Origin of the sequence: Clostridium sp. AM46-21 (assembly GCF_003480025.1) — a bacterium.
GTDB lineage: Bacteria > Bacillota > Clostridia > Lachnospirales > Lachnospiraceae > Coprococcus > Coprococcus ammoniilyticus.
Map to the genome: position 1 here is coordinate 45,654 of NZ_QUIB01000005.1, position 20,025 is coordinate 65,678.

The following is a 20,025-nucleotide window of genomic DNA, read 5'->3' on the forward strand; positions in this document are numbered from 1 at the left end:
GCGGTGCTCAAGGCAGAAGATATCAAGATCAAGAATACATCTGCTCAGATCTTCCATAAAGGAGCTGTGTCTGCAAAGACATTTGCCTGTACCGGAAAATGGATGGTGGATGGAGCGTTTGCAGAGGATACCGATATCAGTGACTGGTCGAAGCTGTATTTTGTCGTGACTGTGACATCAAATTTACAGGATATCACATCTTATTCTTCTGCAGAAGATTATGCATACGAATACAGAGAGGATGAGAAGAAATCCTATTATTACCTTCCGGGAAATAAAACACAGAATATAAAGTACAAAAATATTACAGGATATACAGGGGCAATATCTGTAAATGGGGGAGAACCGGTAGAAGGAGATGCGGACTGCGTTTGTAAGCTGGCATTTCCACAAGCGGCATCTGAACTATATATTGATTATATTCCGAAGCAGATCACATGCTCCAAACAGTATGCAGATCCAATGGTAGTAAAAGGAACCCAATATACAACTGCTGATCCGGCGTACGATCTTAGTCAGATCCAGATCCAGAATGATACAACCATGCAGTATGGGGGCTCTGTTAAGTATCAGCTTAAGTCTGGCTCCGCACTTCCTGCAGGTCTGAAGCTGGAAGGAACAAAGGTAGTCGGTACACTTGCGGATGATGCAGAAACAACAGAGGCAGTATTCCGTATTACAGGAAGAAATGGATCTGCGACAGAATGTAAGATTACATTTACTGTTCAGGAGGAAGGATATAAGATTACAGATCTGACGAAGGAGCTGAATGTACAGCAGTATACGGATATTGATCTGAAGGGACATTCCGTTGTCATTCTTCCGGATCCATCAGACAGCAAAAAGGTATCCATCTATCCGGATGATGACCATGATGGAATTGCAGATAATGGAAAGGCATTAAAGATTGCAGGGGCAACATCCTACGATCTGAGTACACGAGCCATAATTGGATATGCAGATACAACTGCACCATATGAGGGTGATATCTCTATCTATATGTATGGTGGAACGATTGGCAGTCTGTACGGCGCAAGAGGTAAAGCAAATATTACAGGTTCCCAGGCGCAGGTAGATGGTACCGTAAGCTTATATATCAAGGGCGGTAAGATCTCAAGCAATACATACATAGCAAATCTGGCAGTTGTAAAGAAGGCAGAGCTTTATGCGACAGCAGGTACTATGTATCAGTATGTATATGGTCTTGGTGTGGCAACGGCGGATGAACTGGTATTCCAGTTTACAGATCAGCACAGATGGCACAGACGGCATATAGAGAAAATTACAAGATGTATGTTACAAGCTCGGCAGTCGTAAATAAGTCAGTAAATGTAAGAATTGGGGCATCCGGAAGCAGATATGCATTTGCAAATTATAATGGACAGCAGATTACCGGTTCAAGCTCCGTATTTGGCTTATGTGACAGTACCATTCATGGATCTGTAAAGTATGACATCATTGGTAACTGGGAAGTAGGCGGTAGTGGTAAGAATTACCTGTCTTATAATTCTACAATAGATGGAGATATGGATGTCTTACTTGATACGAATTCATTTGGTGTCAGCGGTGCATTGGAGAATACAACTGTATGTACGCTGGCATATGGCGGAACTGTTGGAGACATCAATATTACTGACAAAACGGGTCGCAATAATTATACGGTAGCGGCAAATGGTATAGTAGATAATATCCGGGCAAAACGTACAGTTTCCGGAAATGTCAGAGGTATTGTTACCTATATCTACCAGAATAACAACAACTGGACATTAAATGGCGGTCTGTATGCGGAAGACTATCTGGATCTGTATCTTGGTGGAGCGTACACGATCGATAAGGATGTAGAAACCAGAGATATTCATACGCTGAAGGATTCCAACATCACGATCGCAGATGGTGTGAAGGTTGTATATACAGGAGATGCGGATCTGAATGGCACGTTGACCAACAAAGGCAGTCTGACGTGTAAGGGTGACAGATATTCAAAGTCAACTGTATCCGGCACCATTACAAATAGTGGCGAGATCAGTTATACGACTGTAAGCACACTGACGATCCATGCAGGTGCTTCTGTTATCAATCAGGAAACAGGACGATTCAAATTTGGTAAGCTGACAAATAACGGAACAATCATCAATGACGGTGATCTGGAGCAGATGGTATCTTCAACATTAGTCGGAGATATCCTTACCTCTAAGGAACCATCCATGATGAAGACTTTAAGTTACTATAGTACAATCTATTACAAAGCAGAGCTTGTTTATCCGGAATTCTGCTTTGAGGAAGGCGATACAGCTCCTGTACAGCTTGCAGCCTCCACGACGGGTGATATGAAGACCTCCGGTATAGAAGGTGATGATGCTGTATATATCCGTGGTAACGGTTCTGTAAAAGTAACAGTAACCGGTATTCCGATAGAAAATACAACAGTTGATTCCATCGTTTATGGTTCTTCTGAATCAGTGATGAATAAGAGTGATGAAACAACATGGACAGCCGCTATGCCATATGAACCTACAGTATTTACGGTTAATATGAAGAATGATACAGCAACTATGATCACTCTGGATAAAGACGAAGATACAGTAGATACAGCAGTTGTAGGGGTGACAACAACTGAGGATAAGCCATTATATGATCTGACTGCATTAAAGATTGCAAACGATATTGACAGTGCTGCAGCAAGAGTTGGTTATTCCCTTGCCAAGGGTTCGGTGCTTCCGGCTGGTCTGGAGCTGAAGAATGGCAGAATCTATGGAACACCGACAAAGGCAGCTGCGGAAGCACAGACGGTAACGATCAAGATCTGCGGTAAGAATCAGACCGTTGCAAGCTTTAAGCTGACATTTACAAAGGTTGCAAAGGGCACACCTGTTATGGAGACACCGGATCCGTGTACCGGTTTGGCAGGAAAGACATTAGAGAGCGTAACACTTCCAACATCCGGAAAGGGTACTTATAAATGGGCAGCTCCGGAGACAGTGATCGAAAAAGCAGGAACAAAAGAATATGATGCATATTTCATTCCTGCGAATACATCAGATTATGACTGGAGTAAAGCAGACCTTGCAGAAGGTGCATATGAGGAGCTTGCAGATGGAACGATCCAGATCAAGGTAAAGATATCTGTAGCAGCAGAAAAACAGGCTCCGGACTTTGCGGTTCCAACCGGTCTGACCGGTATTTATGGACAGACGCTTGCAGACGTAGAGATTCCTGAAACAGAGGGTGGAAGCTTTGTATGGACAGCTCCGGCAACGAAGCTTGAAAAAGCAGGAAGCTATACATTTGAAGCAAGCTATATTCCAAAGAATACAGAAGTATATGATCAGGTAGATGCGGTAGAGCTTACAGTAACAGTAGAACCTGTAAAAGCAGAATTTACACAGAAGATCGCACCGATCACAGTAAAGAAGGACACTGTGTTAAAGGATGTGGAGCTTCCGGATGCAGAAGGAGGATACTACTACTGGTATACAGCAAACCAGACCATTCTGTCAGAGAACAGCACCGTACAGGTATGCTTCAAGCCGGATGACAGTACAAATTATGATTGGACCGGTAATAAGGGCTGGAATCAGGCACATAGAGGAATTATATTCAGTGTGGAGATCGTGATCAGCGAGGAGCATTCACATTCCTATACATGGAAGTCAGACGACAGCCAGCATTGGAAGGAATGCAGCTGTGGTGAAATCCTTGAGCGGGCAGAGCATGTATTTGGTAAGGGAGAAGTAACAAAGGCACCGACTACATCAGCTACAGGTATTATGACCTATGAATGTACAGTATGTGGTTACAAGAAGCAGGAGATTCTGCCAAAGAAAGAGGAAACGACCGATCCGGGTTCCGATAAGCCAAATCCAACACCGGTAAAGCCGAATCCGACACCAAATAAGCCTACGACAAAGGTTGACATCAGTAAAGCCTCTGTTACAGGTATACAGGCCTCTGTTATTTATACAGGAAAGAAATTGAAGCAGACGCCTGTTGTGACAGTCAAGGGAAAGACGCTGTCAGCGAAATCAGATTATACTGTGAAATATAAGAATAATAAGAATATTGGTAAGGCGACGATTACGATTATCGGTAAGGGAAAGTATACAGGTACAATAACAAAGACTTTCCGGATCAAGGTTGCTAAGAATAATACCTATACGGTAAAGGGCATCCGGTATAAGATCACAAAAGCATCGACAAATGGTAAGGGAACTGTAACTGTAATTGGTACAACAAAGAAGAAGTCAGATAAGAAGTTTACTAAGCTTTCAATTAAGAATACGGTCAAGATCGGTGGAGTTACATTTAATGTTACAGCCATCAGTAAGAAGGCATTTAAGGGATATAAGTACTTGAAGAGTGCCACGATTGGTGATAAAGTAAAGACCGTAGGTGCTCAGGCATTTTATGGATGCAAAGTACTTACAACTGTGACGATTGGCAAGAGTGTGAAGACAATCGGCAAGAGCAGCTTTGAAAAATGTACAAAGCTAAAGAAGATTACATTTACAACAAAGAAGCTCACAAAGGTTGGCAAGAAGGCCTTTAAAGGCATCAGCAAAAAAGCAGTTGTAACGATACCGAAAAAGCAGGCGAATAGTTATAAAAGCCTTCTGAAAAAGAGCAATATCCCAGCAAAGGTATCTTATAAGAAAGCAAAATAGAATATGTTGTACCGGATATGGACAGCATATGACAAGTTCATAACATAAGGTGAAAGGCCACCGGAATATCAGATGTTATTTCATAGAGCGTTTGTGATACAGGACTGTATGAATTGCAGAAGATATCGGTGGCTTTTGCTTTTGCGGCAAAACTGACAGGCGGTATGATTCGGTTCATGAACTATTATGTAGGATGGCTTTAAAGATCAGTCGTAGAATAAAATTTATAAATTTGAGGAATACTGGAAGAAACAGGAAGGTGGCAAAATGAGTATTTTTGATATTGTAGGTCCGGTCATGGTAGGTCCGTCCAGTTCGCATACGGCAGGAGCTGTAAGGATTGGATATATTTGTTATAAATTAATAGATGAACCGATCCGGAAGGTGGAGATCGGACTGTATGGTTCATTCCTTGCAACAGGAAAAGGGCATGGTACAGATAAAGCACTGGTTGCCGGGCTTCTCGGTATGAAGCCGGATGATATCCGCGTACCTGAGAGCTTTGAACTGGCAGAACAGGCAGGCATGGAGGTTATCTTTTATGCAGCGAAGCTTGCACATGCAAATCCAAATACAGCCGTGCTTCATATGACAGGAGAAAGCGGCAGAGAGCTTGATATTGAAGCGGAATCAGTCGGCGGAGGGCGAATCCGCATTTGTAAGATCGATGGTCTGGATGCAAATTTCAGTGGCGATTACCCGACTCTGATCGTGCATAATCTGGATCAGCCGGGACATGTGACAGAGGTGACATCGATGCTTGGACATAAGTCCATAAATATTGCAACGATGCAGTTGTATCGGGCATGTCCGGGAGGTCATGCAGTCATGGTTCTGGAATGTGATCAGGAGGTTCCAAAGGAATCCCTGAAATGGCTGGAGCATCTGGAAGGAATCTTGAAGGTAACCTATCTGAGTCTGAAAGATGATTGATCGTGGAATCTAGGTAATAAAGGATGCAGTGGCACAGGAAAGAAATTAAAAAGGAGAATGATAATGGCATTTTCATCTTTGGCAGAAATCGATGCTTATATGAAAACAAATAAATGTGAGTTCTGGGAGGCTGTGATCCGGGAGGAGGCAAGGGACTCGCAGCAGCCGGAAATGGATATCGTAAACCGGATGACCCAGATGTATCGTTCGATGAAGGAAGCAGATGAAGCGTATGATGACAGTTTGACTTCCCGTAGCGGCCTGTCCGGGAAAAATGGTAAAAAAATGGCTGATTATGCGGCAACACACAAATGTATGTGTGGTAAATTTGGCGGAGCAGTCATGGCAAGGGCAATCAAGATGGCGGAGAGCAACGCCTGCATGAAGCGGATCGTGGCAGCACCGACGGCAGGCTCCTGTGGTGTTGTGCCTGCGATATTGATCACATATGAAAGAATGACGAACACCTCGGAAAATGATATGGTAAAGGCTCTGTTTGTGGCAGCAGGCATCGGGGATGTGATCGCAAGACGGGCAAGCATATCAGGGGCAAGAGGCGGATGTCAGGCAGAGATCGGGGCATCTTCCGCTATGGCAGCAGGTGCACTTGCATGGTTAAAGAGCGGCAGCAGCCATCTCATTACTCAGGCAGCAGCGATGGCATTAAAGAGCCTGCTTGGACTGGTGTGTGATCCGGTTGCAGGATTGGTGGAGGTGCCATGTGTGAAGCGAAATGCGTCCGGTGCCATGAATGCGCTGTGCGCTGTTGATATGGCATTGGCAGGGATTGAAAGTGCTATTCCTGCAGACGAGGTAATCGATGCGATGCGGGAAATCGGCGACCTGATGCATAAGGATCTCCGGGAGACCGGAAAAGGCGGACTCGCAGCCACCGCCACCGGAATCGCGGTGGCTGAACGTCTGTGAAATCCTGTGGAATAAAGTTGACAGCCGGTGTGAAATTATAGTATATATAATCCAATTCTATAGTATAAGAATAAGGAGATAACATGGGAAAAGTATTTTTTACGAGGCACGGCCAGACCATCTGGAACGTGGAGAATAAGATCTGCGGTGCAACGGATATTGAGCTGACAGAGCTGGGACACCGGCAGGCAGAAGAACTTGGAAGAAAACTGGCAGAAGAACAGCCGGGGATCGATGAGATATTATATTCCCCACTTGTTCGTGCGGCCGAGACTGCCAGACATATATCGGAAATGACAGGGATTCCGATGCGGATGGAGCCGAGATTGAAGGAGCAAAACTTTGGACGGTTTGAATCAACACCCAGAAATGGAGCAGAATTCATGGAAGCAAAATCCCATTTCCTGGATCATTATGATGGCGGAGAGACGATGATGCATCTGTGCCAGCGTGTCTATAATCTGTTGGATGATATAAAAGCGGAGTCTGAACATAAGACATATCTGCTTGTTGCACATAATGGAATTTCAAGGATCGTACAGTCGTATTTTTATGATATGACAAATGAAGAATTTGCACATTTCGGGATTAAGAACTGCGAGATCCGGGAATATAACTTCAGATAAAATGCCTCTTTGCAGAGCAGATAGAAACAAAAAACAGTAAAAGCACATGCTTAATGATAAAAATATATCAATAAGCATGTGCTTTTTACATGTTCTGTGCCGGGAATAGATGTATAATAGTACAATGTTAGTTAAAACTAACAAAAATTTGAAATTTGCAACAGAACCATTGACAATACAGTTGTTTTGTGCTATTAATCATATGAACACATATTCAAATGTTCAAAGCGATAAACGTTAATCATAAAAAGATATACCAGTGTGATAGAAAGTACTGGAGAATGGAGGAGACAAAATGGAAAATCAGAATTTTTTACAGATCAGTGGTCTGAAAAAGAGCTTCGGATCAGGGGAGAACCGGACAGAGGTATTAAGAGGACTGGATTTTACAGTGACGAAGGGAGAAATCTGTGTCTTGCTTGGACCATCCGGATCCGGTAAGTCTACGTTACTGAATATCATAGGGGGAATCGATAACGCCGACAGTGGTTATATAGCGATCAATGGGGAAAAAACAGTTGATATGGATGAGAAGACGCTGACACAGTACAGGAGAAAGCATCTTGGCTATGTATTCCAGATGTATAATCTGATCCCGAATCTGAACGTAAAGGAAAATGTAGAGGTTGGTGCATATTTAAGTGATTCACCGCTCGATGTCGATGATATCTTAAAGACGCTTGGTTTATATGAGCACAGACATAAGCTTCCGAATCAGTTGTCCGGTGGACAGCAGCAGAGAACATCGATCGGAAGGGCTATCGTTAAGAATCCGGATATCCTGCTCTGTGATGAACCGACAGGTGCACTTGATTATAAGACCTCGAAGGAGATCCTGAAGCTGATCGAGGATGTAAATCAGAAATATGGAAATACCGTTATCATGGTTACACATAATGATGCGATCAAGAATATGGCAGACCGTGTGATCAAACTGCGTGATGGAATGATCCGTAAGAATATAGTAAATGATGTAAAGGTTCCTGCAATGGAGCTTGACTGGTAATACAGAAGTGGCAGAGAGAAAAGGAGAATTTATAATATGAAGAATCCATTATGGAAACGGCTGCCGAAGGAGCTGGCTGCCGATCTTGGAAAGTATCTGGTTATTTTCCTGTTTATGATCTTGAGTATTGGTTTTGTGTCCGGCTTTCTGGTAGCCGGTAAGAGTATGATCGCTACATATGATGAGAGCTTTGATAAGTATAATATCGAGAATGGTAATTTTGAGTACAAGGATGAAGCATCATCCGAGGCGATTAAAGCGATTGAAGATGAGGGGGTAAAGCTGTATGAGGATTATTACTATGAGAAAATTGTAGAAAAAGATGGGGATGAAAGCACACTCCGTATTTTTAAGAATCGTACAGATGTGGATAAGGTTTGTCTGATGGAGGGAGCGTTCCCTGCGGCAGAAGATGAGATCGCAATGGACCGTATGTATGCGGAAAATAATGGGATCAAGGTAGGAGATGATCTGTCGGTTGATGGACAGACATATAAGGTATCGGGCTTTGTAGCATTATCTGATTACAGTGCTTTGTTCCAGAATAATAATGATACGATGTTTGATTCCGTGTTGTTCGGTGTTGCGATCATAACGGATGAACGGTTTGAAAGCTTTGACAAAGGGCTGATGCATTATTCTTATGCCTGGATCTATGACGATGAACCTGAAGATGAGAAAGCGGAGAAGGATGTATCCGATGATCTTGCAAAGGTGATCAGTCAATATGGAGAAGTGGAGAAGTTTATTCCAAGATATACGAATCAGGCAATTAATTTTACCGGAGAGGATATGGGTAGTGATTCGATAATGGTGGAAACACTGCTTTATATTATAATCGTGATCATGGCATTTATCTTTGCGATTACGATCAACAATACGATCGTAAAGGAAGCCGGCACGATCGGTACTCTTCGGGCCTCCGGTTACACAAGAGGAGAATTACTGGCACATTACATTTCTCTTCCGATCCTGGTTACATTAGTAGCAGCTGTAATCGGAAATGTTCTGGGATATACAGTGTTTAAAAATGTCTGTGTGGCAATGTATTATGGAAGTTACAGTCTGACAAAATATGTGACAAAATGGAATGCGGAAGCATTTGTAAAAACGACGGTTATTCCGATCGTGCTGATGCTTGTCATAACAGCATGGATGATCTATTCGAAGCTCCGTATGTCACCGCTTCGGTTTATCAGACGGGATCTTTCAAAGTCAAAGAGAAAGAAAGCGGTCAAGCTGCCACATTTCCGTTTCTTTACCAGATTCCGTATACGTGTGATCCTGCAGAATCTGCCAAGCTATATCGTATTATTTATCGGAGTAACATTTGCTATCGTTCTGCTGATGTTCGGAATGATGATGTCGCCGCTTTTAAAACACTATCAGGATGAAACGCTGGACAATATGCTTGCGGATTATCAGTACGTTTTGAAAATGCCTGTGGAAACAGAGAACAAGGATGCAGAGAAATACTTGGTAACTTCCCTGATCTATAAAACAGATATAAGAGATGAAGAAGTCATGGTCTATGGTATCTCGGATGACAGCAAGTATTCCAAGGTACAGCCTGCGGATGGAGAAATGCTGATCTCTGACGGGCTTCGTGACAAATATAAACTGAAAAACGGGGATACGATCACGCTGGATAAGGAATATTCATCTGATTCTTATAAGATAAAGGTTTCCGGTGTGTGCACATATCCTGCGGCATTGGCAGTATTTATGAATGCGAAGACATATCGGGAAATGTTCGATGTCGAGGATGAATATTTCTCAGGATATTTCTCAAATGAGAAGCTGACTGATATTGATGAGAAGCTGATCGCGACAGTCGTTACAGAGGAAGATCTGACAAAGGTATCAAGACAGCTTGATCGTTCCATGGGCCAGATGTTTTATATGTTTGAGGTATTTGCACTGGCGATGTTCATGCTGATGGTTTATCTGCTTACAAAGCTGATCATTGAGAGGAATACCATATCAATATCCATGGTAAAGATCCTTGGATATGAGAACAAAGAGATCAACAGATTATATCTGTCTGCGACAACATGGGTGATGGCAGTATGTGTTATCTTTGGAATCCTTCTTTCGAAGGTAGCGATCTCCGGCATCTATTATGTGATGATGAAGGAGGCAATCAGTGGATGGATGACGATCTACATTGCTCCGTATATTTATCCTGCGATCTTTATCCTGTCGATGGCAGCCTATGGAATCATCGCTGTTTTTCAGGTAAGAAGGATCAAACGGATCCCGATGGATGAGGCGCTGAAAAATGTTGAATAAGTCATTTGGCCATAATGTTCAAAATTGAATGATCTGAAATAAAAAACGACCTAAAAACTTTTAATATCGAAAGTTTTTACAAATATAACAAATTTATAAAAAACAGGGAGATTTGCAGTTCACAAATCTCCCTTCTTATGTTATCATCGTAAAGATGGTGTGCTGGAGGTTTTGTCGAAAGAAGGCGTGCATTTCAATCGATAGGATCACAGTAAAACAGGTACAATAGAAGAAGGGAGATTATTATGAATCAGAAAAAAGAAGCGATTTATGATGCAAGGGAACTGGGTGTTCCGAAAATGTTGCTGTTAGGTTTGCAGCACATGTTTGCCATGTTTGGTGCAACTATTTTAGTACCGATTCTGGTAAATACTTATTTTAATGGAGAGGGCTTATCCATTCAGGTTACACTGATCTGTGCCGGAATCGGAACATTATTCTTCCATTTATGTACAAAATTAAAGGTGCCTGCATTTTTGGGTTCCTCATTTGCTTTCTTAGGAGGCTTTAATACAGTCGCAAATCTTGATACCGGAATCTTCAAAGATATGTCTATGGGTGAGAAATTACCTTATGCATGTGGCGGTATCGTAGTAGCAGGTGCGTTGTATCTGGTTCTTGCGCTGGTTGTAAAACTGGTTGGCGTAAAACGTGTTATGCGTTTCCTCCCACCTGTTGTTACCGGTCCGATCATTATCTGTATCGGCCTGAGTCTTGCGCCATCAGCCGTAAATAATGCAAAAACAAACTGGATTCTTGCAATTATCGCATTTGCGGTTATTGTAATCTTTAATATCTGGGGCAAAGGAATGTTCAAGATCATTCCGATTCTTATGGGTGTTGTGATCTCATATGTAGTTGCATTTATTCTTTTCAAATGTGGTGTTCACAATCCGGACGGATCTGCAATCTTCACATTTAAGGCAGTAAAGGATGCCGGATGGGTGGATCTTCCTCCATTCCAGCTTTGTAAATTTAATATTACTTCCATCCTTGTAATGGCACCTATCGCTCTTGCAACCATGATGGAGCATATCGGAGATATCTCAGCAATCTCAGCTACAACAGGAAATAATTTCATCAAGGATCCGGGACTTCACAGAACTCTGATCGGTGATGGTCTTGCTACAGCGTTTGCTGCTGCATTCGGTGGTCCTGCAAATACAACATACGGTGAGAATACCGGTGTTCTTGAGCTTAGCCGTGTATACGATCCAAGAGTCGTACGTCTGGCTGCTGTATATGCGATCCTTCTCAGCTTTTCACCAAAGGTTGCTGAGTGTATCGGTTCACTTCCTGCGTCGATCATTGGTGGTGTCAGCTTCATGCTGTACGGAATGATCTCAGCAATTGGTGTTCGTAATGTTGTTGAGAACAAGGTGGATTTCACAAAGTCGCGTAACCTGATCGTTGCTGCTGTTATCCTTGTCAGCGGACTTGGATTCGGTAATGGTATTACCTTCACAGTTGCAGGAACATCTATCACATTAACATCACTTGCTATCGCAGCTATCCTTGGAATTGCTTTAAACGCAATCCTTCCGGGCAAAGACTACGAATTCGACGAGTAAAATGAATAAAGCCTGAATTGGCTTGTAATACAAAACTGCCATATTAAGACACGCTGTGGTTTCGATGAACTGCATATACCTGATTCGCAAATGTTCCTGTGCCAACTCGCCCTTTGGGCTCAGACAGGCACCCACATTTGCTGGTATATGCATTTCATAAAGAAATCCTCGCTTGAGGTCTTAATATGGCAGTTTTGTATTACAAGCTGGATTCAGGCTTATGTAGGTTGAGAAGATGTTAGAGGATATAATGTGGTATACTTGGAACAACGATAATTGAAAGGATGGTGCGGTATATGGATGAGTTGGAAAAATGTATGGCAGGAGAAAATTATGTACACTTGGTATAAAAAATCTCCCAGACGTTCCGGATATGATAGATGCGTGTGACGAGTAGAAATTCGTAGTATATCATATCCGGAACGTCTGGGAGATTTTATATCAGGTGTACATAATTTTTTTCTGTTTATTCTACATCCAGAAGTTCAATCTTGAAGTTCAGTTCTTTGCCTGCCATCTCATGGTTTGCGTCAAAGGTGATCGTAGTATCATCCTTGGCGGTTACCTTAACAGGGAAAGACTGTCCGGCTGGATTTGACAGGAATACCTTCTGGTCAATTTCCAGATCCTCAGCACCGGGAAGCTGGTTGATCTCAACAGTTAAGATATTGTCGGGATCCGGCATGCCGTATGCTTCTTCCGGCATAAGGTGTACATCGATGATATCACCGATCGCCATGCCCTTAACAGCTTCGTCAAATCCCTTGATCATCATGCCTGCACCGCATACAAAGTCGATCGGTTCACCACGGTCATAAGATGAATCAAATTTTGTTCCATCGTTAAATGTTCCTGTATAGTGAACCGTACATTTCTTGCCTTCGTTACTCATAAAAAATTCCTCCGATTTCATTGAATGTCTTATTCTAACATGAAATCAGAGGAATGACTATAAAATGTTCATGAAAACGATATCCTGAAGATCTTAGTAGTAACCAAATTCATCAATGGCATCGTCTACACCGTCCCGATAATCGTCATCTTCATCATATCGATCTTCATCGTAATCTCCCATATTGTCATATACGTCATCATATCCATCATCGTAGGAGTCGTAAACATCCTGAGAATGAGCAGCTTCAGTTGCCGTAGAATAACGGGATGAAGAAGAGGACTGTTTATGATAATTGGATTCAGTCGTTGCCTGCGTTGTAACATTATAGGATTTACGGTGACCGTAATCTTTGTGGTACCAGCAGTAGGTTTCGTTTTTATCCACTTCCCGGTCGCATCCGATATAATAGCAGGTATGCTTTCCGTTGTCACTGACAGCACCGATGATGTAACAGATAATAAGAAAAATAATGATGCCTGGGAGGCATCCTCCCGAATTAGAATTTGAATGTGACATATGAATCCCTCCGATCGAAAATGTGGTCAACCTACCGTTTGTCTATAGAGAAAAATAAGAAAAACGGAATTGTGGTTAATGTATACAGGTTTTTGTTATATAGAGAATACAAAAAACGATGTACAAAAAAAGACACATAAATATATTTGCGGTAAATATATTAGCAGAACCTGAAAATTAACTATAGAAGTTATCAGCAAGATGGTTTAAAATAAAAAGGGAAATTGGATTTAAACATAAGTGATATGATGAAAAGAGAAAAGAAATGAACAATAGACAGAAACGAGAAAAGCTGTTTTATAGGAAAAAGAAGAATTATAAAAAAGCCGGTATCTGCATAGGGATGGCGGCTATATTAGCGAGCACGGTTTTTTCCTGGGACAGCCTGCACGATGCCAATAGAACCAGTACAGGACAGACAGATACAACGATTCATACATATGATATGAGTGAGCTTGCTTCGAAAGAACAGCAGGATCATACAGTACAGATCAATGGGAAAGATTATACGGTTGCCGGGCTGAGTGATACGACAGAGCAGACGGACGAAGCGATGGAGATCTGTGATCAGGATATACAGGATGAGAGTGCGGAGAATCGGGATCCGGTAGAATATATTGCCGGGGTTCCGGTGAAAGAAGCGAAAGATGCTTCTGATGTGGTAGAACTGATCAATGATAACTGGGATCAGGACTACACAGTACCGGATACAGAAACAACAGAACCAGGATCCGATGGAAGTACAGACTCCAATGACAAATATCAGTTAAAGCGTCTGATGGTATTGACGGATGGAGCGCAGCTTACAGACAGCTATGGTGCATCCGAGATCCTTCATTATGGAGATTATAATGAATATGTGCTGCAGTTTGATACAACTGCGGATACGGAATATGCTTATTATGAGTTAGCGGATGCTTATGGTACGGATCATTGTTTTATCGATCAGGTGGTAGACAGTGATATTCTTGCAGATGTTCCGGACATTGAAGACCATAATTCCCTGTCCTGGGGCGGCAGCGTGATGGGATTTGGCTATCTGAAAGCAGAATATGATTATTATGTGATCGATCAGGAAGTGACAGTTGCCATTATTGATACAGGTTTGGATGCAACGAATAAGATTTTTAAGGGCAGAATAGATACCAAGCATAGTTATTGTTTTCAGGGAAAAGATAAAGTAAGCAAAAACAAGGCATATACGGATGGAAATGGACACGGAACCCATGTAGCCGGTATCATTGCAGATAATACACCGGAAAATGTAAAACTGATGATCCTTAAAACCTTTGATGATGCAGGTAAATCGTCAAATCTTGCAATTCGGAGCGCGTTACAATATGCGGTATCCCAAAAGGCAGATGTAGTAAATATGAGCCTTGGATGGACAGGATTATTCTGGAAATATTCTACGTTATTAAAGGATGTATTAAAGAAGGCAGAGACATCTGGAACGGTTGTCTGCTGTGCAGCCGGTAATTATGCAACGGATGTCAGCACAACTTACCCTGCAAACAGAGGAAATGTAATAACTGTAACTGCGATGAACAGCAATGAGAATTTTGCAGCCAGCTATTCCAACTATGGAGATACTGTTGATTTCTGCGCACCGGGAACCAGTGTTGTATCAACATATCTGAAGGGTAAGTATCAGAAAATGTCCGGTACCTCTATGGCAACGCCACATATAACAGCGGCGGTGGCATATGTGAAGATGATCCAGCCATCACTGAACTACAAGGGTGTGAAGAAGGTACTTAAGAAATATGCCGTTGATAAGGGAACCTATGGCTGGGATCCACAATATGGCTGGGGCTATGTTAATCTTCATGATTATTTTGATCAGTCGGGTCTGAAGGTCCAGTATACAGATTATGATGAAAATGGAAATGAAAAGCCGGAATCGCAGACTGCATTTTCCAAGCAGACAGTTACCAGAGAATATGGAAGCAAGGCATATCGGTATAAAGTTACGACCAATTCAGAGGGAAAAGTGACATATCAGTCATCTAATACCAGAATTGCGGAAGCAGATGAAAAAGGCTATATTTCGATAAAGGGTGTAGGAAGCTGCACGATCACTGCAACGGTCGGAGCAGATGCAGCATATAAAACGACATTGGCAAGTTATACGCTGACTGTAACGCCGAAGGATATATCCGGTCTTACAGCAACACTGTCAAAGAAAGTATATCAGTATGCGGGTAAGAGCTGTAAGCCGTCCGTGACGGTTGCCGGATTGAATAAAGAAGATTATACGGTAACATACAGAAATGCCAAAAAGGTTGGACGTGCAACCTGTGTTGTGACCGGAATCGGAAATTATACCGGAAAGATCGAATGTCCATATACGATCCGGCTTGCAGCAGCAGAACTGAAAACGGTAGCAAACCAGAAGAGCGGCTTGTCTTTGACCTGGGACAGCGTACCGGGAGCAGAGGGCTATCGGATCTATCGCAGAACATATAAAGGAAAATGGCAGAGAATCGGAGATGTCAATTCCGGAGACACATTGACTTATGTAGACACATCTGCAAAATCAGGCACATGGTATGCATATAGAATCCGGGCTAGAAAGGGCACATCTTTTGGTGCTTACAGCGATGCGGTAGTAACCCGGAGACTGACCAGACCGGCAATATCGGTAAAAGAACGCAGCTACGGTGTTGCAGTAAAATGGAAATCAATCAAAGGAGCAAAGAAGTATAAGATATACAGACAGGAAGAAAAAGGCTCCATGAAACAGATTGGAACAACAACGGATCCTTACTGGAAAGATAAGACGGCAAGATCCGGTTATCGCTATGTATATACGGTAAAGGCAGTAAGCGGCAGTGCGCAGAGCTGTGCAGCAAAAAGAGTCACAATTATAAAGAAGTAAAATGTACAGGCATCATTTGAAGTCAGGTGGATTTGATTTTAGATGATGTCTGTTTTGAAAGGAAAGAAAATGGACAAGAAACAGGTTCAGGAAACATATAGAGAGACAACGCTGGAAGAAGAACAGGAATATTTTGAAGAAGTAGAAAATGAGCTGCAGTGTGATCTTCAGACCACACAGGAGAGCATCGACTATCGGAATCAGGCGATCAAAGCGCAGAAGAAATATATGCGTGACAGCCATGGAGATATGGACGACGAGGAATTCCTGCAGAACATGAACAATGTAAATAACGATACATTTTTTATCGAACATGCGGCAAAGCAGGTAGATGTACTGGCGCACCAGATCGAGAGTCCGTATTTTGGAAAAATCGCATTTGAGTATCAGGAGGATGGACAGGTTCTTCCGGTCTATATCGGAACAAACGGCTACTGGTCGATGGATGAACAGGATCAGAAGGTCTATGACTGGCGTGCCCCGATCGCATCGATGTATTATGATTATGAGAAGGGCGAGGCATCCTATCAGGCACCCGATAAAGAATATTTTGGAAAGATCGTAGAGAAGAAGCAATTTGATATCAGTAATGGAAGACTGCATAATGCAGTCGATACCGATGAGAAGATCAATGATATGATCCTGCTTGATGCACTGGGAAAGAACAGCGGCACGAAGATGAAATCCGTAGTTGCGACGATCCAGAAAGAACAGAATGCATTGATCCGTAATAAGACAGCTTATAATCTTATTGTGGATGGACGGGCAGGAAGTGGTAAGACAGTAGTTGCGATGCACAGACTGGCATGGCTGTTATTCAACAATCGTAAGACGATGTCGGCAGACAATGTTATGATCCTGTCGCCAAATGGAATCTTTGGCGATTATATTGCCGGTGTGCTGCCGGAGGTCGGCGAGGATAATGTACCGGAGAAGGAATTTGATTCTCTGATGGAGGAAATCCTGTTTGTGGACTGTGATTATGAGACAAAGCTGGAACAGGCAGACCGGATCACGACACATCCCGATATGGAAAGTCCGGAGATGAAGAATATTGCATGGAAATCATCGATAGCGTTCTATCAGGCATTTAACAAATATCTGGAAGAGTATACGGCAAATATTAAGTTTAAAGATTTCCATTTTGAGAAAACAGAATTTACAAAGGATCAGATCGAGAAGATGTTCTATAATCGTTTTGCCAGATATCCGGTCTATGAACGTTTTGAGAAGATCGCATATTTTATAGCAGACCGGGTAGAGGATGAACAGGATCAGGCATTTACGGATGAGAAGCATCAGAAGATGGAGAACCAGATCACAAAAGAGATGATCTATCAGTATGCAGAGCGCAACCTGATCGAATTATATCAGGACTTTCTTAACAGTCAGGCTGAACAGTATCCGGGTATCGAACAGTACCGGAATGAGTATGGAAAGGTGTGCTATGAAGATATTCTGGCAGTCTTTTATCTGCAGATTTATTTCTATGGATGCAAGTCCTATGACAATATCAAGCATCTCGTGATCGATGAGATGCAGGATTACAATATATTCCAGTATGCGGTATTGGATCGTATTTTTAAATGTAAGAAGACGATACTGGGTGACAGCCTGCAGGTGCTTTATTATAATCCGGAGGAAACGGTGCTGGATGTATTGCAGACGGTATTTGTGCCGCATGGAGGAACAGGTGGCTGCCAGATCAAGACTCTGGATACTGCCTACCGTTCAACCTGTGAGATCACAGAATTCTGTAACAAGATTCTGGAAGCAGACCGGGCGTCAGACGAGGGGGAAGCCCATCCACTCAACCGCCATGGCATGGAGCCGGTGACGGAGCAGGCAGAGAGCATAGAGGACGCTGCCGGATTTATCGCAGAGAAGCTTGATTATGGAGAACTGGATGATTTTGATAATGTGGCAATTCTCTGTGATGATGAAGAACGTGCATTTGCCATGTACAAAGAACTGGAAGAATATGAGCAGGTGACATATCTTACAAATCAGTCGACTGTCTATAATGGCGGCGTGGTCGTTCTTCCGAAGTTTCTTGCAAAGGGGATGGAATTCGATGCAGTGTTTGTTATCAATGAACAGGATGTGATGGAAAACCGGATCAGCCGACATGCATTTTACATTTCCTGTACAAGAGCACTGCACCAGTTGTATGTGATCGATGTTACAAATTAAACTTGATTATTTCAAGTTTGAACTACTATGAATATACATTATTAAGATAAAATACTTGAAAATATCATTTTGGATGGTCTTTGACTTGAGATATTGACGTATAAATGCAGGAGAACTAGAATGCCTCTTGTCAAAAGGTTTATCCCTTACAGGTAACACCGGATAACTCGTGACAATAAAATATTTGTTAAACGAGGAGATACGAAGATGAGCAGACAGTACGACCCATATGAGAATGTGGTAGCAGTGATGGAAGAAGCCATGAACATTGGCGGAATTGACAAGAGGATGTTTGAGATCATCAAAAATCCACAGCGTGAAACTAAGGTTTACCTTCCTGTGGAGATGGATGACGGAAGTGTTAAGGTATTTGAAGGATACAGAGTCCAGCATTCAAATATCAGAGGACCGTTCAAAGGAGGTATACGTTATCACAAGGACGTATCTCTAAATGAAGTCAAAGCACTTGCAACATGGATGTCATTAAAATGTGCAGTGGCAAATATACCATTTGGAGGAGCAAAGGGTGGTATCAAAGTAGATCCGGCTACACTTTCCAGACGGGAATTGTGTGCATTGACGAGAAGATATACCTATGCGATCGAGCCGATTATCGGAGCAGATACCGATATACCTGCTCCTGATGTGAATACAAATGCACAGATCATGACATGGGTGTTAGATACATACAGCCAGCTAAAGGGAAAACCTTGTCCCGGAGTTGTGACAGGAAAACCACTGGAGCTTGGCGGTTCCAAGGGAAGACCATCGGCAACCGGACGTGGAGTTGTGATCAGCACCAAGCTCCTTCTTGCAGAAGATGGCAAGGCGTTAGAAGGTACTAAGGTTGCAATTCAGGGATGCGGTAATGTTGGCGGCAATACAGCCAGAATATTTGGACATAGAGGTGCGGTTGTTGTAGCGCTCAGTGATGTGTCGGGTGGAATCTACAAGGAGACTGGGTTGGATGCAGATAAGGTAACGGCTTATGTAGAAGCCGGTGGTCTGCTTGCAGACTATCAGGAAGATGGTGTTACCCATATTTCAAATACAGATATTCTTACCTGTGATTGCGATGTACTGGTTCCGGCAGCACTTGAAAATCAGATTACGAAAGAGGTTGCGGAGAAGTTAAAATGTTCTTATATCGTTGAGGGTGCAAATGGACCGACGGCAGCAGATGCAGATCCGGTCCTTGCAGAAAGAGGTATCAGGCTTGTGCCGGATATTTTTGCAAACAGCGGCGGTGTTATTGTTTCTTATTTTGAATGGGTACAGAACATTCAGGAAATGACATGGGAAAAACCGCAGGTAAATGAGATGCTTGAAACGATCATGACGAAAGCATTTGGAGAAATCGTGGAGGAGAGCAAAAAGAGTCATTGTACTTTGCGGATGGCAGCCTATATCATTGCTTTAAAACGATTGATCCATACGGAAGAGATCAAGGGTATATTCCCGTAAAATATACAGATGCAATACTACATGGTATTTTAGTGCTGGATTTATCCTGTTATTAGTAGT

Annotated in this window: 13 protein-coding genes; 11 read left to right on the forward strand and 2 right to left on the reverse strand. The window is 42.6% G+C overall.

Going from position 1 to position 20,025, the window contains the following annotated elements:
* Window positions 1-3: 3 nt before the first annotated feature.
* The 8 genes from DW959_RS04515 to DW959_RS04550 all read left to right on the forward strand — a co-directional run bounded on the left by DW959_RS04515 (window position 4) and on the right by DW959_RS04550 (window position 12,016).
* A complete protein-coding gene (locus tag DW959_RS04515; protein ID WP_118483502.1) occupies window positions 4-1,317 on the forward strand; it encodes a putative Ig domain-containing protein in 1,314 nt (437 codons plus the stop codon).
* Window positions 1,257-4,661 carry a leucine-rich repeat domain-containing protein gene (locus tag DW959_RS14475; RefSeq protein ID WP_243023335.1) on the forward strand — a complete coding sequence of 1,135 codons (3,405 nt, stop codon included), beginning with the start codon at window positions 1,257-1,259 and terminating at the stop codon, window positions 4,659-4,661. The genes DW959_RS04515 and DW959_RS14475 overlap by 61 nt, the downstream gene beginning before the upstream one ends.
* Window positions 4,662-4,928: 267 nt before the next feature.
* Complete coding sequence (sdaAB, locus tag DW959_RS04525) at window positions 4,929-5,594, forward strand: L-serine ammonia-lyase, iron-sulfur-dependent subunit beta (protein WP_117808656.1); 666 nt, start codon at window positions 4,929-4,931, stop codon at window positions 5,592-5,594.
* Between the two features lie 63 nt (window positions 5,595-5,657).
* Complete coding sequence (gene sdaAA, locus DW959_RS04530) at window positions 5,658-6,521, forward strand: L-serine ammonia-lyase, iron-sulfur-dependent, subunit alpha (protein ID WP_021943698.1); 864 nt, start codon at window positions 5,658-5,660, stop codon at window positions 6,519-6,521.
* Window positions 6,522-6,604: 83 nt separating this feature from the next.
* A complete protein-coding gene (locus DW959_RS04535) occupies window positions 6,605-7,147 on the forward strand; it encodes a histidine phosphatase family protein (protein ID WP_021943697.1) in 543 nt (180 codons plus the stop codon).
* A gap of 295 nt (window positions 7,148-7,442) precedes the next feature.
* Window positions 7,443-8,153, forward strand: coding sequence for an ABC transporter ATP-binding protein (locus tag DW959_RS04540; RefSeq protein ID WP_008400229.1), 711 nt, complete (start codon window positions 7,443-7,445; stop codon window positions 8,151-8,153).
* 36 nt (window positions 8,154-8,189) lie between these two features.
* Entirely contained in the window at window positions 8,190-10,445 is a 2,256-nt protein-coding gene (locus DW959_RS04545; protein ID WP_117823219.1) for an ABC transporter permease, read from the forward strand.
* A 245-nt stretch (window positions 10,446-10,690) separates the two neighbouring features.
* The gene (locus tag DW959_RS04550) at window positions 10,691-12,016 is read left to right on the forward strand and encodes a uracil-xanthine permease family protein (RefSeq protein ID WP_117823217.1); all 1,326 of its coding nucleotides are present in this window, start codon (window positions 10,691-10,693) and stop codon (window positions 12,014-12,016) included.
* A gap of 466 nt (window positions 12,017-12,482) precedes the next feature.
* On the opposite strand, the gene DW959_RS04555 is transcribed toward DW959_RS04550, so the two are convergent.
* Window positions 12,483-12,908 carry a peptidylprolyl isomerase gene (locus DW959_RS04555; RefSeq protein ID WP_021943146.1) on the reverse strand — a complete coding sequence of 142 codons (426 nt, stop codon included), beginning with the start codon at window positions 12,906-12,908 and terminating at the stop codon, window positions 12,483-12,485.
* A gap of 93 nt (window positions 12,909-13,001) precedes the next feature.
* Window positions 13,002-13,427, reverse strand: a complete 426-nt coding sequence (locus DW959_RS14275) for a hypothetical protein (RefSeq protein WP_207660247.1) — start codon at window positions 13,425-13,427, stop codon at window positions 13,002-13,004.
* A gap of 265 nt (window positions 13,428-13,692) precedes the next feature.
* Between DW959_RS14275 and DW959_RS04565 the strand changes: the two genes are divergently transcribed.
* The 3 genes from DW959_RS04565 (at window position 13,693) to DW959_RS04575 (ending at window position 19,965) form a co-directional block, all read left to right on the forward strand.
* Window positions 13,693-16,308, forward strand: coding sequence for a S8 family serine peptidase (locus DW959_RS04565; protein WP_118615540.1), 2,616 nt, complete (start codon window positions 13,693-13,695; stop codon window positions 16,306-16,308).
* Window positions 16,309-16,377: 69 nt separating this feature from the next.
* Window positions 16,378-18,501: an AAA family ATPase gene (locus DW959_RS04570; RefSeq protein WP_243023336.1), complete on the forward strand. Its 2,124-nt coding sequence runs from the start codon at window positions 16,378-16,380 to the stop codon at window positions 18,499-18,501.
* A gap of 207 nt (window positions 18,502-18,708) precedes the next feature.
* A complete protein-coding gene (locus DW959_RS04575) occupies window positions 18,709-19,965 on the forward strand; it encodes a Glu/Leu/Phe/Val dehydrogenase (protein ID WP_118615542.1) in 1,257 nt (418 codons plus the stop codon).
* The last annotated feature ends 60 nt before the right edge of the window (window positions 19,966-20,025 follow it).

Bases quoted from the DNA above. Each gene is read 5' to 3' on its own strand.
- DW959_RS14475 (WP_243023335.1), top strand. From the start codon at position 1,257: ATGGCACAGACGGCATATAGAGAAAATTACAAGATGTATGTTACAAGC.
- sdaAB (WP_117808656.1), top strand. From the start codon at position 4,929: ATGAGTATTTTTGATATTGTAGGTCCGGTCATGGTAGGTCCGTCCAGT.
- sdaAA (WP_021943698.1), top strand. From the start codon at position 5,658: ATGGCATTTTCATCTTTGGCAGAAATCGATGCTTATATGAAAACAAAT.
- DW959_RS04535 (WP_021943697.1), top strand. From the start codon at position 6,605: ATGGGAAAAGTATTTTTTACGAGGCACGGCCAGACCATCTGGAACGTG.
- DW959_RS04540 (WP_008400229.1), top strand. From the start codon at position 7,443: ATGGAAAATCAGAATTTTTTACAGATCAGTGGTCTGAAAAAGAGCTTC.
- DW959_RS04545 (WP_117823219.1), top strand. From the start codon at position 8,190: ATGAAGAATCCATTATGGAAACGGCTGCCGAAGGAGCTGGCTGCCGAT.
- DW959_RS04550 (WP_117823217.1), top strand. From the start codon at position 10,691: ATGAATCAGAAAAAAGAAGCGATTTATGATGCAAGGGAACTGGGTGTT.
- DW959_RS04555 (WP_021943146.1), bottom strand. From the start codon at position 12,908: ATGAGTAACGAAGGCAAGAAATGTACGGTTCACTATACAGGAACATTT.
- DW959_RS14275 (WP_207660247.1), bottom strand. From the start codon at position 13,427: ATGTCACATTCAAATTCTAATTCGGGAGGATGCCTCCCAGGCATCATT.
- DW959_RS04565 (WP_118615540.1), top strand. From the start codon at position 13,693: ATGAACAATAGACAGAAACGAGAAAAGCTGTTTTATAGGAAAAAGAAG.
- DW959_RS04570 (WP_243023336.1), top strand. From the start codon at position 16,378: ATGGACAAGAAACAGGTTCAGGAAACATATAGAGAGACAACGCTGGAA.
- DW959_RS04575 (WP_118615542.1), top strand. From the start codon at position 18,709: ATGAGCAGACAGTACGACCCATATGAGAATGTGGTAGCAGTGATGGAA.